Source organism: Ferruginibacter profundus (assembly GCF_054783275.1).
This window is the reverse complement of sequence record NZ_BAAGQW010000001.1, coordinates 1,579,522-1,593,816: the sequence shown is the minus strand read 5'-3', so window position 1 is coordinate 1,593,816 and position 14,295 is coordinate 1,579,522. Positions and strand designations below refer to the sequence as shown.

General features: G+C 39.5%; 15 protein-coding genes, 1 tRNA gene and 1 other RNA gene. 3 read left to right on the top strand and 14 right to left on the bottom strand.

Translation table 11 applies throughout. The features are described from left to right. Positions 1-93 precede the first annotated feature (93 nt). The 3 genes from ACYVM0_RS06740 to ACYVM0_RS06730 all read right to left on the bottom strand — a co-directional run bounded on the left by ACYVM0_RS06740 (position 94) and on the right by ACYVM0_RS06730 (position 2,673). Positions 94-1,449: a hypothetical protein gene (locus ACYVM0_RS06740; RefSeq protein ID WP_460554409.1), complete on the bottom strand. Its 1,356-nt coding sequence runs from the start codon at positions 1,447-1,449 to the stop codon at positions 94-96. 110 nt (positions 1,450-1,559) lie between these two features. Further along, entirely contained in the window at positions 1,560-2,084 is a 525-nt protein-coding gene (locus ACYVM0_RS06735) for an RDD family protein (protein WP_460554406.1), read from the bottom strand. 100 nt (positions 2,085-2,184) lie between these two features. Then, positions 2,185-2,673 (bottom strand): hypothetical protein, encoded by a 489-nt coding sequence (locus ACYVM0_RS06730; protein ID WP_460554403.1) that lies wholly within the window; start codon positions 2,671-2,673, stop codon positions 2,185-2,187. Positions 2,674-2,860: 187 nt separating this feature from the next. On the opposite strand from ACYVM0_RS06730, the gene rnpB reads away from it, so the two are divergent. Beyond that, positions 2,861-3,263: RNase P RNA component class A (gene rnpB, locus ACYVM0_RS06725), an RNA gene on the top strand. Between the two features lie 242 nt (positions 3,264-3,505). Here the strand turns inward: rnpB and ACYVM0_RS06720 are convergent. The 7 genes from ACYVM0_RS06720 to ACYVM0_RS06690 form a co-directional block, all read right to left on the bottom strand. Beyond that, complete coding sequence (locus ACYVM0_RS06720) at positions 3,506-4,153, bottom strand: NAD-dependent epimerase/dehydratase family protein (RefSeq protein ID WP_460554400.1); 648 nt, start codon at positions 4,151-4,153, stop codon at positions 3,506-3,508. 11 nt (positions 4,154-4,164) lie between these two features. Beyond that, positions 4,165-5,196, bottom strand: a complete 1,032-nt coding sequence (locus ACYVM0_RS06715) for an alpha/beta hydrolase family protein (protein WP_460554397.1) — start codon at positions 5,194-5,196, stop codon at positions 4,165-4,167. A 108-nt stretch (positions 5,197-5,304) separates the two neighbouring features. Continuing rightward, on the bottom strand, positions 5,305-5,901 hold the full coding sequence (locus ACYVM0_RS06710) for a GNAT family N-acetyltransferase (protein WP_460554394.1): 597 nt from the start codon (positions 5,899-5,901) through the stop codon (positions 5,305-5,307). A 220-nt stretch (positions 5,902-6,121) separates the two neighbouring features. Beyond that, positions 6,122-6,580 carry an NUDIX hydrolase gene (locus tag ACYVM0_RS06705; RefSeq protein ID WP_460554391.1) on the bottom strand — a complete coding sequence of 153 codons (459 nt, stop codon included), beginning with the start codon at positions 6,578-6,580 and terminating at the stop codon, positions 6,122-6,124. Positions 6,581-6,582: 2 nt separating this feature from the next. After that, a complete protein-coding gene (locus ACYVM0_RS06700) occupies positions 6,583-7,521 on the bottom strand; it encodes a magnesium transporter CorA family protein (protein WP_460554388.1) in 939 nt (312 codons plus the stop codon). Positions 7,522-7,596: 75 nt separating this feature from the next. Beyond that, positions 7,597-8,385: a diaminopimelate epimerase gene (gene dapF / locus ACYVM0_RS06695; RefSeq protein ID WP_460554385.1), complete on the bottom strand. Its 789-nt coding sequence runs from the start codon at positions 8,383-8,385 to the stop codon at positions 7,597-7,599. Between the two features lie 88 nt (positions 8,386-8,473). Continuing rightward, complete coding sequence (locus ACYVM0_RS06690; RefSeq protein WP_460554382.1) at positions 8,474-9,352, bottom strand: nucleoside phosphorylase; 879 nt, start codon at positions 9,350-9,352, stop codon at positions 8,474-8,476. A 76-nt stretch (positions 9,353-9,428) separates the two neighbouring features. Here ACYVM0_RS06690 and ACYVM0_RS06685 point away from each other — a divergent pair. Both ACYVM0_RS06685 and ACYVM0_RS06680 read left to right on the top strand, forming a co-directional pair. Beyond that, positions 9,429-9,499 (top strand) — tRNA-Cys (locus ACYVM0_RS06685). A 46-nt stretch (positions 9,500-9,545) separates the two neighbouring features. After that, positions 9,546-9,977: a hypothetical protein gene (locus ACYVM0_RS06680; protein WP_460554379.1), complete on the top strand. Its 432-nt coding sequence runs from the start codon at positions 9,546-9,548 to the stop codon at positions 9,975-9,977. 44 nt (positions 9,978-10,021) lie between these two features. On the opposite strand, the gene ACYVM0_RS06675 is transcribed toward ACYVM0_RS06680, so the two are convergent. From ACYVM0_RS06675 to bshB1, 4 genes are all read right to left on the bottom strand, one after another. Then, positions 10,022-11,683 (bottom strand): glutamine--tRNA ligase, encoded by a 1,662-nt coding sequence (locus ACYVM0_RS06675; RefSeq protein WP_460554376.1) that lies wholly within the window; start codon positions 11,681-11,683, stop codon positions 10,022-10,024. Positions 11,684-11,775: 92 nt separating this feature from the next. After that, positions 11,776-12,192, bottom strand: coding sequence for a DUF1003 domain-containing protein (locus ACYVM0_RS06670; RefSeq protein ID WP_460554373.1), 417 nt, complete (start codon positions 12,190-12,192; stop codon positions 11,776-11,778). A gap of 99 nt (positions 12,193-12,291) precedes the next feature. Further along, positions 12,292-13,362: a fatty acid desaturase family protein gene (locus ACYVM0_RS06665; RefSeq protein WP_460554370.1), complete on the bottom strand. Its 1,071-nt coding sequence runs from the start codon at positions 13,360-13,362 to the stop codon at positions 12,292-12,294. A gap of 12 nt (positions 13,363-13,374) precedes the next feature. Continuing rightward, entirely contained in the window at positions 13,375-14,103 is a 729-nt protein-coding gene (bshB1, locus tag ACYVM0_RS06660) for a bacillithiol biosynthesis deacetylase BshB1 (protein WP_460554367.1), read from the bottom strand. Positions 14,104-14,295: the final 192 nt, after the last annotated feature.

The window sequence follows — 14,295 nt, the reverse complement described above, 5'->3', positions numbered from 1 at the left end:
TACATCCTGTGATAGTAAAAGGTGACCTGTTAACAGGCCACCTTTTTTAGTTGCTGATCTATCTAACCTTAAAAAAATAATTTCATTGAATTATCAGTGGGCTTCACCATAAATAAAACTGAAGTCGGTTCTTGCCGGTGCTGCGGGGAACGTAGCAACGTAATGACAACCCATACAACTTGAACTGATGCCTTTTGCAAACGGCTGGTACAATGAGTCGGTATAATACGGCTGATCGATATTTAAATGGAACCCGCCATAGGAAGCCGGGTGCGGCCCCTGCACATAAGTTTCCTGAACCGAATTGGCAAGGAATGATGGCGTCATTGTTTCTGCAAATAACCACTGTGTGCTCACCAGTTTATAATTTGCCCATACCGATCCCTTCAGCAAAGTTTGAAAGTACAGGTTGATGCTATCTGCAAAAGGATCTTCTACTGCATTTACTCTTGTTACCTGTGTTGGTTTGTTGATGGGGCTGCCATCAGGATTCAGCTCTTTGTAATTACTGCCGGGTATAGGCATATTCGGCGTACAGGTGTCACAGTTAGCATTATAAAAAGATTTGGTCAGATTGTCTACCTGTTCAAAAGTAGACCATACCCAGTTGCGTTGCGTTGCTGTTTTATGTGCAATATGTAAGCCCACCAATCCGAGTGTTACCGGGTTTTCGCCGGGGCTGGGGTCTCCGGAATCATCATTATACACAATGGCTTTTATCTTGTAAAACTTACTGCTGTCATCACCCTTACCCAATACTTTCCATGCGGCTTTAAATTCCATAGCACCATTGGGCCCGAAGGCAGAAGGGCCGGCGGGCATCGTGATGGTAGTGCTGTCTGCCGCATATTTATTCTGGCCTGCTTTATTCCATAAACCGTTTTTAGTAATAAAATTATATTCATCATAATTCATACGCACTTCGTATCGGGCAAATCTTCCGTTCTGATCTACCAGCGGGCCACCAACCGCCTGGTCCAGCGCATGCGGCGATTTTGAAATACGATGTACAAAACGATATACACCGGTTTTGCGTGCCAGGTCCTGCACTTTTTGCGGCAGGTGTGTAAGGCTGGTAACAGCATTATTATTGGCACACCATGGGCTTGGGGCATCCGGTGCAGCAACAAAAACCTGGTCAGAAGAAAGGTAGGTTTCCCATACTACCGGGCCCTTGCCGGTAAGGATGGAACTGCCATTGCTGGTATCGGGGCCGCAGGTACTGATATTGGCAGGCCAGTTCATGGCAATAAAACTTTGCCATGAAAATGTATCAGCCGTTTTTTGCGACAGGGCATCAATATCCATGGGCAATACAGCATATTTATTGCTGAGGCCTTTGGCTGTTGCATCCATTGTTGTTGGTGAAGAGCAACCGGAATTGGTAAATAGCAGGTTGACAAATACAATTATTGCTGCAATGCCCAGCACTATAATTTTATTCTTCATAGTCAGTTAAATTTAAGGCGTGTTTTTTTTAAATAATACGCAACAAAATATAAAACCAACGATGCATTTTTACCCGTAGAAATACTGGTTTTAGCGGGAGTGAATAAATTTTAAACGCCTGACTTTTTCTCCCATGCCGTGGGCTTAGTGATGTCTATACAAACAGAGTTTGCAATATAATCATGAACAGAACGCCGCTTGTTATTGAATAACATGGTAAGCATTTCGGCAATTAACCAGGTGAATGAAGATAACCCTAAAACGATATCTCCATATTCTGTATCTGCCGAACCCGATACTATAATGCAGAATTCTACCAGCACCAATAGTATTCCAAGTAAGTCTCTTTTAAATGCCTGGGCTGGCGATAGTAGTTTACTCTCGTCTTCACTTTGTACAACTTTTACAAAAGTCAATCGCTTGCCAATTGTCTGTCCATATTTATGATGTCCGGTTATTGAATAGGCATAGTACAGTCCATTTAAAATTATCAGCCACAAAATTGATTTGTCTTCATCAGGTCCAAAAACCTTACTGCCAATGTACATAACCGGTAAAAATAATATAGCATCAATAATTGCTGCACCTAACCTTTGTGAGAATGTCTGGTATTTTTTGAATGAATTTTCAATCATAAAAAATGCGGTTTTAATGGAATGCAATTGACAATCACTATTTATTTTAAGTCTGTTATGGCAATGCAATTTTGCAAATGATGTGGGTAAAGAAAGGCCATCAGGTAGAAGTTTCTTCATTGAAATAGTCGCAAAAATCTGCAATCAGCTTCATATTTCTTTCACTGTCGTTCCATTCAGTTTCCGTAATTAAGTCCCTGATATGTGTTCTTACAAAATGTTCCAATTCCTCTGCTGTTGAAATTGTAAATGCTCCTGGTTCAGGCTCAAAACTGTAATACCACTCGCTTAATATTTCCAATATGCAATTTCGAACAAGTTCATATTGGCTTGATTGTAAAAGTTTAGTGATCAGTGGCAGCACTGCTGCAATTACCGGGTAATACGTTCCTGCATGGTTATTACCCAACGCAAATAAAACATCGTTATAAATATGCCATTTTTCTTCCTCGTTTCTAAGATAAACAAGATTCGTAAGACTTAAAACAACATTACGGGGCTGATAATATTCCGCCCCTTTAAATTGGCTCCAATTTATATGGGTAACCTCATCAATAAATTCTGCTTCATTTGTTTGTGAAATAGTCATCGGGAGTTCGTAATTAATGAGTTGCCAAAAAGTCTGCACCTAACAAGTGCATGTATCTTCCTGGATAAATCTAAACAATGCATCAATAAAAATCTATTTTAAGATTTCATTGTGCTACAATATAATTAAAATAGCAATGCCTGACTATCCCTAAACTACCCCAAAAAAATATAATCTATCTTTGCGTTCTATCAGCCGGGTTATCGTTCTCTCCAACTTGTTGGGGGGGGAAGGAAAGTCCGGACAGCAAAGGGCAACACACCGGTTAATGGCCGGTCTCCAACTTGTTGGGGAAGAAAGTGCCACAGAAAATTACCACCTATCCCCAACTCGTTGGGGAGGGGCCAGGGTGAAAACGTGAGGTAAGAGCTCACGGGTTTTTGCAGTAATGCATGAATCGGGTAAACCTTGTGTGCTGTAATGCCACGTATATCAGCGTTGAGGGCGGCTCGCCCGATCCCCAACTTGTTGGGGAACGTTGAAGGGTAGGCAGCAAGATTGTAACAGTAATGTTACAGCCAGATAAATGATAACCATTTCCCCAACTTGTTGGGGGGATACAGAATCCGGCTTACAGGCTGATAGATTTTAAATTATTAGCCCCGCTTCTGGCGGGGCTTTTTTATAAATGCTCACTTCTTTTTTGTAAGCCTTCATTTACTTTTTTTCTAACAAAAAAGTAAAGGCAGGAAAGATTTCATCCCTTTCCTGCCAGGTAGCTATGTTCATCTTTTGTACTACTGTAGCTGCAACATTGGTGCTCTGCTCTTAAATTCAATATAGCTTAATGCTCAGGCTATTGTTTTAATTCAGGTTGACGTAAAATGTATTTTTACAATCTCTTCATCATCTGCACATCAACAATATTATTTTTATCGGGCTGAGTTTTTATGCAGGCTACTACTGCTTTTATCATTTGTGCAATGGTAACCGTGTCTAAATGTATTGCGGCTTCTTTTTTCGTAGGAAGAAATTTTAAAATAAAGAAAACCGGTTTCAATAATAAAGGCCACCAATGCCCCGGGCCTAAAACATACCAGGGCCTTATGAATGATGAAATAAAATGTTGTTGTAATAATACGGCTTCACCTTCGGCACGAACTGCTTGGAAGTCTTTCATTATTCTGGTTGGATACATCGATACACTTAAGTAAACAAAATGCTGAATGCCTGCAGTAGTTGCGGCTTTTGCAGCCTGCTGTACAGATACCAGGTCAATGTTTTTAAATTGTACTTTTTTTGCAGGAGAGGGATGTGCTACTCCAACCAGGTGTACAAATATTGTTGCCGGTGTAATATTGTTTTGATAACTATCGGCATCTAAGGCGTTACCAAAAATTATTTCGCAGCCAGCTGGTAATTTATTTTCTGATCCCTTTCTTACCAATGCCTTGATGTGAAAATGGCCATCCTGCTGCAGGGCTTTAATTAACCTGGTGCCGATATAACCTGTACCACCGGTAATAAAAACAGTTGGCATGGTTGCAGTGTTTACAATTTTCCTTCATTCACATCTTTTATAAAACTGATGAGGCCCGGAAAATAATTTTTCTGGTCATCATACATATCCATATGGCTGCCGTTGGGGCATAATAAAAACCTGCCGTGTTGTACCTGCGTACTCATCCACTTCATGTGTTCCGGGTCCATGGTATCAAATTTTCCACCAATAGTAAGTGTGGGCACTTTTATTTGCGGCAATTGCTTTTTTACATCCCAGTTAATTAAATTACCACCAATGCCAAACTCACTTGGGCCCTGCATGGTTACATACAAAGAGTGATTCATTTTTGCAAAAGAGCGGTTCACGGGTTCGGGCCATTGCTCTACCGGAAAACGGCAAATATGTTTTGCATAAAAATTCGGCATCAGCAATTCCATGTATTTGGGATTTTCAAAATCGCCTTTCTTTTCTATTTGCCTGATAGTATCTAAAATTTTTGGATCAAATTGTGGTGCTAAAACTTCCTGCGCATATTTACCATAATCGGGGCAACTGCTCATCATGTTACTGATGATAAGGCCCTTTAAATTATCCTGGTATTTTAAAGCATATTGCATGGCTAAAATACCTCCCCAGCTATGGCCGAGTAAATAAAAATTATCTTTTGTCAGGTTCAATGCCTTGCGTACCTGCTCTACTTCTTCCACAAACCTGGTAAGGTCCCACATGCTGGTATCTTTTGGATTATCAGACAAGCCGCAACCCAGTTGATCGTAATAAATGAACTCAATGTCCTGCTGCGGAAAAAAACTTTCAAAGCATTCAAAATATTCGTGTGTGGCACCGGGGCCGCCATTTAGCAACAATACTTTTATCTTGGGGTTATTGCCTACACGTTTTGTCCAGATATTAAATTTCCCTTTCGGTGTTTCTATCGGGATAATTTTTATACCACCGGTTTGTACTTCGTTAAATAAACTGTCATTTACAATAGCCGTTGCAGCTGTAGCTGCATTTTTATTTTCGTTATTACAGGAAATGATGCATATACAGGCAATGCAAAAGAATATATTTCTCATAATTAAATTTTAGTAAGTAAAATAAAAAATATTATTGAGAACGTAGTTTTTATTATACACAGATTCACAGCATCTTTCACGGTGTTGCACAAAGATTCTGTGTAATATCTAAACTAACGCTTTAAAAATAGTCCCCTTTATTTCCGGCCATTCTTCTGCAATAAAACTAAAGTATACCGTATCTCTCACCAGGCCATCTTCATTAATGCTGTGGCGGCGCAATATACCTTCCTGTACCGCACCAATTTTACGCATGGCTTTTTGCGACCTTAAATTAAGGTGACTGGTTTTTAATTCAATACGGTTTAAATGCAATTGTTCAAAACCATAGGAGAGGAGTAAAAATTTACAATGCTTGTTAAAGCCACTGCCATGCAGGCCTGGGTCCAGCCACGTCCATCCGATCTCGATTCTTTTATTTGCAAAATCTATATTGCCATAGCGGGTGCAACCCACGTATTGCCCTGTTTGTTTATTAAAGTAAGCAAAAGGATAAGATTTCTTATTTTTCTTCTCCAGCAAAGCAGTATCAAAATACCTCTTAAAATCTGCTTCTGAATTTACCTTTGCGCCGGTAAACTCCCACAACATTTTGTTCATGGCTACAGGCAGTAACAAGTTGTAATGCTTTTCTTCTAATGGCTCAAGCCTTACCAGTGCATCTTCTAAAATAATCGGCGAATCAAAAAAGTTATCGTAATTCATAAAACGCTATTCACTTTGTGGATTTTTAAAACCAAACAAGTTTGTTTTTGTTTGCCATAGCTTGCACAGATTAACGCGGATTAAATACAAAAAAGAAAATAGCCGTAAAGAAGGTAAGACGTACATATTGAGTTTACTCCCTTACCATTTTTCCGGCAAAATAAAATTCACTCCGTGAATTAAAAATCCGTGTTAATCTGTGTAATCCGTGGCTGATTTATTAAAAATTATTTTTTATTAATGTGGCTACAATTTTGTCAATCGGTAAAGTTACTGACGCTTCAGAAAAATCTTCCCAATCCACAAAACGGAAGGTTTCGGTTTCACCGGTTTCTTTATACACCCTCATTTGCTGTTCATCAAAATCAAATGGTGTATCTCTCAGCGGAGCTTTAATTTCTTCCAGTGCTTTTGCAAAGTAATAGATAGAGATGATCTGCTTTTTATTATCAAAGGCACTCATCTGGTAAAAATCGGTAGTGTAAATATGATCGCCGACGGCTACATTCAATTGCATCTCTTCCATGAATTCTCTTTTCAGGCAATCTCTTGTGCCTTCGCCAAATTCAAGCCCACCACCGGGTAATTTGGTGATGTACATGCCACGTATCAATTCATCACTAACCAAAACCTGTTTGCGGTCGTTGATCAAAATACCATATACTCTTATAGAAAACATACTTATTTTTTAAAACGCTTTAAATAATTCCACATCACAAAAGCAAGAATGGCTACCGATAAAATTACCGGCACCCAAAAAGCATAGTGGGTGTCTTTATAGGGGATGGGCACATTCATTCCGTAAATGCTTGCAATTAAAACCGGTACACTTAAAAATATTGTGAGTGTGGTTAGCCGTTTCAGCACTTCATTCTGGTTATTACTGATGATGCTGGCAAAGGCATCGAGCGATGAACTTAAAATATTGGTATACGTATTTGCGGTTTCCAATGCCTGAGATGTTTCTACCACCAGGTCATCTAAAAAGTCTTTTTCATCATCGGTCAACTGCAATACATTGGTACGTGCCAGTTTCATCATCAGCAATTCGTTGCTGCGTAAAGCTGTAATAAAATATACCAGGCTTTTTTGAATACGCATCAGTTGCAGCAATTCCTCATTCCGGTTGGCATCGTATAATTTTTGTTCCAGTACATTGCGGCGCTGGTTAATTTCCTTCAGGTATTCCTGGAAGTTAGCCGTGATCTTTTCAAATATCTTCAGCACCATCATACTTTTTTTATCAGGATGACGATTTTGAAAACTATTCAGGAATTTTTTTATCGCTTCGTTCTCAAATGAATTTACCGTTACAATCTGGTTATGCGTTAAAATAATACAGATCGGGATAGTGATATAAAAGGCATCGCTTTCGTTGAAGGAATTATTCTCGGTAGGCGTTTTAATAACGATCAGCTTTACATTGTCGTCAATTTCGTAACGGCTGCGTTCATCTATATCCAGGGAGTCCTTTAAAAAATCAATGGGTATATCAAGCGTTTCGCTGAGTTCTGTAAATTCTTCCTGTTTTAGCGGAGGCAGCACATTTACCCATGAACCAATTTCGGGTTTATCCGTTTCGATGGTCTGGTGTTCGATGATTTTAAAATACTGGATCATATATTAAGCTGCTGTTCTTTACGAAATGATAGTCAAATGATGTTGCGTATGTAAGCGATGCAATAAATACAATGATTATACTTCTGCTTCTCCTTTAAAAACAAACTCAGCAGGGCCACATAACCAGATATTTTCAAAATGTTCTTCATCTGTTTTATCAAACTCCACACTTAAATGTCCGCCGGGTGTTTGTACTTCCACACGGTTAAAACCTTTGGCATTATGTGCACTCATTAATGCAGATGCGGTAACACCGGTGCCACAGCTCATGGTTTCATCTTCCACACCACGTTCGTAGGTGCGTACAAAAATGCTGTCCTCATCAATCGACTCTACAAAATTCACATTAATGCCATGCTCTTTAAATTCTTTGCTGTAGCGTATTTCACGGCCTGTTTCCACCACATCAATATCTCTTACATTATTGGCAAATTTTACAAAATGCGGCGAGCCGGTATTTAAAACAGCGTAGGTAGAGTGTTCATCTACTTCGGTAACATCTTTCATTTTCAATCTTACAGCCTGGCCGTTATCAATGGCAATATCTGCAAAATGCTCGCCATCGGTAGCTATAAAATGATACGTGTTTTTATGTATGCCCATGTGATAGGCAAACTTTACCAGGCACCTGCCGCCATTGCCACACATACTGCTTTCGTTACCATCAGCATTAAAATATACCATTTCAAAATCGTAGCCTTCTTTTTTCGTCAGCAGCATTAAGCCATCGGCACCAATGCCAAAGCGGCGGTCGCAAAGATGTTTAATTTGTTTTACAGAAAGCCCATTGTATTTATTATCCCTGTTATCCAGTATAACAAAATCATTTCCGGTTCCCTGGTATTTATAAAATTCTACTTTCATGTGTTATTTTTATTGTTTTAAGCCATATAGAGTTCGCTTATGGGCATTTTACTGAGCCGTAGCTTCTTTTACGGCTCATTTCATTTTATTATAAATTGGTTGAAATTATCTCAAGAGATTTTTGAATTAAATTTTCCACTGTTGCGGCACCATCTTTACTGAATTCTTTTGAAATACGATTGGCAACAATAGCACTTATAGAAAGACAGTGATGGCCTAATGCATTACCCAATCCGTAAATAGCCGATGTTTCCATTTCAAAATTGGTGATCCGGTGCTGCCCGAAATTAAATGCGGTTAAGTTATCGATCAGCGCAGGATTGGCTAAACCTAAACGCAGTACCCTTCCCTGCGGACCGTAAAAGCCCGGACAAGTAACTGTAATGCCATGATGAAAACCATCCACAAAATGTTTTATCAGCGATGCACTGGCACTGGCAATGCAGGGATAAGCAAAATTATTATGCAGCTGTGTTTGTGTTACAAAAGATTGTACCAATTGTTTTTCCTCTTCGTTATTATCCAGCCGGTAAAAATTCAGCAGGTTATCAATACCCAGTCCATGTGTGCTCACCACAAAACTATCTACAGGAATATTCATCTGCAAAGATCCTGAAGTACCCACTCTTATAATGTTCAGTTGCGTTAAGTTTTCTTTAATAGTCCGGGTGGCAAAATCAATATTTACCAATGCATCCAGTTCATTCAATACGATATCAATATTATCAGTACCAATTCCGGTACTAACAACGGTTAATCTTTTTTTATTAAGATAACCGGTATGCGTAACAAATTCACGATGCTGATTTTTTACTTCTAATGAATCAAAATGTTTGCTCACTTCACTTACCCTGTCGGGGTCGCCAACAGTAATAATGGTAGGTGCAATTTCTTCGGGCCGGCAATCCAGGTGATAAATGGCGCCACGGCTGTTGATAATAAGTTCTGATGCTGGTATGAGGCTCATAATATTTTTTTAAAAACAGATGTACAAGGGAGAATAATTTTGCCTAAAAATACCCTATTTTTGCAACACTAAAAAAGGTCCTTTGGCCGAGTGGCTAGGCAAAGCTCTGCAAAAGCTTCTACAGCGGTTCGAATCCGCTAGGGACCTCACCCATCGCCCCGTATTTTCGGGGCGATTTTTAATTCAGCAATATATGAATGCAAAAATATTATCCTGGTTTGGCATGGCTGCCTGTGTGATACTGATCATTTCCTGCTTTTTGCCCTGGGGTTATTATGCCGATCCGCAGATAACCAATGAGGCCGAAAGAACTTTTACGGGCTTTTTTTCTTTTAAGGGGCAGTATGGCAAACCTGGCTATTCCCTGGTTTTGTTTGGGTTGATAATACTGCTATTTATGATACTGCCCAAAGTGTGGGCTAAAAGAACCAATCTTTTTTTAAGCGCTTTTACTTTGGCCTATGCCATTAAAACATATATCCTTTTTACTTCCTGCTATAATGCCTATTGCCCGGAGAAGAAGGCAGGGATATTCATAATGTTATTTGCAACAATAGTGATGCTGGTAGCCAGCGTATTTCCTAATATGAAAATCCCGGACGGGACTACCGGTAAAAAAGGCTGATCATGATCTGACGCCCCCGTCTGATCATAATCAGCGGAGTGAAATTAATTTCGTTTTACTTCTTTACCCCAGGCATCTTTTAATGTAACCGTTCTGTTGAATACCAGTTTTTCGGTGGTAGAATCTTTATCTAAACAAAAATATCCCTTGCGTAAAAACTGGTAACGGCTATCCAATGTAGCTGTTGCCAAAGAAGGTTCTATATAAGCATTACTGATCACCTGCAACGAATCGGGATTGATATTATCCTTAAAATCGCCTTCTTCCGCAGCAGGGTTTTCTGCTTTAAATAAACGATCGTATAATCTTACTTCGGCAGTAATGGCATGTGCAGCACTTACCCAATGAATAGTACCTTTTACACTGATACCACTGCTGTCGCCGCCACTTTTACTTTCCGGAATATAAGTGCATTGAATTTCGGTAATGTTTCCCGCCGCATCTTTTGTAAAGCCTTCGCATTTTACAATGTAGGCGCTCTTTAACCGTACCAATGCACCGGGAGCCAGGCGAAACCATTTTTTGGCCGGCACTTCCATAAAATCTTCCTTTTCAATCCACAACTCCTTACTGAATGGAACGGTACGGGTGCCCATGCTTTCTTCGGGCCCGTTCTCACTCATCAGCTCTTCTGTTCTGCCATCTTCGTAATTGGTGATGATGAGTTTTACAGGGTCCAAAACTGCCATTACACGTAAAGAGGTTTTATTCAGTTCTTCACGCAAACAAAATTCCAGCAGACTGATGTCGATTAAATTTTCTCTTTTGGCAACTCCGATCTTATCACAAAAACTGCGGATACTTTCCGGCGTATATCCTTTTCTTCTGAAGCCGCTAAGTGTGGGCATACGAGGATCGTCCCAGCCACTTACATAACCTTCATTAACCAGTTGCAGTAATTTTCTTTTGCTCATTACCGTGTAGGTCATGTTCAATCTTGCAAACTCGTATTGATGGGAGGGGAAGATGTTCAATTTTTCAATACACCAGTCATACAACTCACGGTGAGGAATAAACTCTAAGGTGCAGATACTATGAGTGATGTTTTCAATACTGTCGCTTTGCCCGTGTGCAAAATCGTACATCGGGTAAATGCACCATTTGTCGCCGGTGCGGTGGTGATGGGCATGTTTAATACGATAAAGGATAGGGTCTCTCATCAGCATGTTCACATGTGCCATATCAATCTTTGCACGCAATACTTTTTCTCCGTCTTTATATTTGCCTTCTTTCATGGCCGTAAATAAAGCCAGGTTCTCCTCAATACTCCTGTTCCTGTATGGGCTGTCTTTGCCGGGTTCTGTTGGCGAACCTTTTAAAATGGCCATTTCTTCTGCAGAAATATCGTCTACATAAGCCAGGTCTTTTTTTATAAGGTCGGTAGCAAATGCATATAACTGGTCAAAATAATCAGAAGCATAAAATTCATTGGCCCAGTTAAAACCCAGCCAGCGGATATCATCTTTAATGCTGTCTACATACTCTGTGTCTTCGGTAACAGGGTTGGTATCATCAAAACGCAGGTTGGTTTTGCCGCCATATTTTAAACCTAAACCAAAATTCAGGCAAATAGATTTTGCATGGCCAATATGCAAATAGCCATTGGGTTCCGGTGGAAAACGGGTAAGGATGGTTTTGTATTTACCGCTCTCAAGATCGGCTTCAATTATTTCTTCAATAAAATTTAAATTCTTTTCTTCACTCATCTTTTTTGTTTGTATAGCAAATTTAAGGAAAAAGGCTGCCAACCTTTAACCGTGGCTTTAATTTTCACGTTCTTATAATAAGGAGAGCAACATTATACCTGCTTAGCCTTCATTTCCTGCAGCAACTCAATAATTTTATCCAGTTTGTCCGATTCAATTTTATTTAATTGACGTTGCAGACATTCAATCTCTTCTTTGGCATCCAGGTTGGTCTTATAGTCATCTTCTGCCTGTACACGGTCTCTTTTTGACTGCCTGTTTTGTGCCATCATAATAATAGGGGCGGCATAGGCAGCCTGTGTAGAAAAGATCAGGTTAAGTAAAATAAAAGGGTACACATCCCAGTGTTTTACAAATCCTATCACATTCAATATCATCCAGCATACCACAAAAATACTTTGCCAGATAATGAATTTCCATGAACCCATACCATTGGCTACGGCATCAGAAATTTTTTCACCCACAGTGAGCGCTTCTACATGTTTATCATGCCAGGTCTTTTTTGCCATAAATTATTTTTTAAAAATGAAAAGTATAAGGTATAAAAAAACCTTTTTATCATCGCACCTGGAAATAATAAAAAGGTTTTGCAAAAACTAAACTATCATTTAAGCCCTTCCCATTCTTTTTAAATGTTGTGTGTGAGAAACCAGTGCATGCCTCATTTTACGGAACTCAATATATTTTACGCCATACTCCTGGCAGGTTTGTTTAATGATTTTGCTGATCTCGGGGTAATGTACATGCGAAATTTTAGGAAACAAATGATGTTCGATCTGGAAATTTAATCCGCCTACCAGCCAGCAGATCAATTTGTTTTTAGTAGCAAAATTTGCGGTGGTCTGTATCTGGTGAATGGCCCATTCGTTCTCAATTTTATTAATGTCAGCATCAGGAACAGGGAAAGCTGTTTCTTCAACGGTATGCGCTAATTGAAACACTACACTTAAGATCAATCCTGCAAACATGGCAATGATGAGAAATCCCAGTAACCATTGTACAAATCCTAAAAGGTAAATAGGTAATGCAATCATCATAAAAGCATAACCGGCTTTTGCTATCCAGAATGCAAAATGTTCGAAAGTGCTCATTTTTTTAATAGGCACAGTACCAACTTTCTTTTTAAAATATTTGGTATAGTCAGTTGCAAAAACCCAGATGATCAATAATAAAGTATACAGGAACCACACATAAATATGCTGGTAGCGGTGGATCTTATATTTTTTTTGCGTTTCGCACATTCTCAGCATTGGCTTAATTTCAATATCATCATCCACACCATCGATATTGGTGTAAGTATGGTGGATGATATTGTGTTTGTTATTCCACATAATAGCGCTTGCACCCAATGCATTTACAGAGAATGCTGCGATCTTATTCCAGAATTTACTGTTGCTGAAACTGCCGTGGCCGCCATCATGCATCACATTAAAACCAATGGCTGCAGTTAAGCCGCCCATTAAAAAACATTCCAGGATGGCCACCCATGTTGGAGGCGTAAAAAATACCACATGGATATAAAGGAAAACATAAGACGCCCAGAAAAGCACGGCTTTAAAATATAAACTGAAATTACCCGTAGCAGGCTTTTCTGCTTTTGTAAAATACTCATTCACTCTTCTTTTTAATTCCTGGTGAAAGGTAGATCCGGCTACATTTAAGAATTTAGGGGTTGCCATATAATATTGTATTTAAGTATTGTTTTTTACAAGGGCATCAAAATTATTGAAGCCGATCATTTTTTCTGAAATAAAACCTTCGGCATATTTTACACCGATCATTTTGCCAAACCACTTATGCCTGTATACCACACTGTCTAAAAAATCAGGTGTGGAAATATAGGTTTGCGGTTCGTTGCTCTCTGTATTATGAAACTGGGTTCCGTAGGCTTTTATGGCCTCCACTTTTTGTTCAAATACAGCTGTGATATCAATTACAAAATCAGGTTGCAGAAATTTATCCTGGATATAGTTAAACACATATTTAGGCCGCCAGGCTTCCTGCGCAATCCCGTCTTTTGTAGTGTCAATTTTTTTAAGACCCGAAAGAAAAGCGGCTTCTGCAACCAATCTTGCTGATCGTCCATGATCGGGGTGCCTGTCTGATGGAGCATTACACAAAATGATCTCCGGCTGATAAGTGCGTAAAGTGGTAATTATTTTACGTTGGTGTGCTTCATTGTTTTCAAAAAAACCATCAGCCATCATTAAATTTTCTCTCACATCTACCTCTAAAATGGTTGCCGCAGCTGCAGCTTCCAGTCTTCTGGTTGCAGCGGTACCCCTTGTACCTAATTCGCCCTGCGTTAAGTCGATGATGCCTGTCTTTTTACCATTCCGTTTTTCAACCAGTAATACACCTGCACAACTCAATTCCACGTCATCAGGATGAACACCAAAGGCCAGTATGTCTAACTTCATTCTTGGATCTAAATTTCTAGGCTGCAAGCTACGTTATTTTAGGCAGGTTTCCAGTAGTAGAATGTGGTATTCTGTTGTAGTAAAGCCAAATTGTGCAGTTATTAACAGTAAAGGGGGTAAAGTGAGTAAAAATCGTGAGGCGTGAATGGTGAATCGGCAATGGTGAGTGGTGTATCGTCCATGGTAAATGAT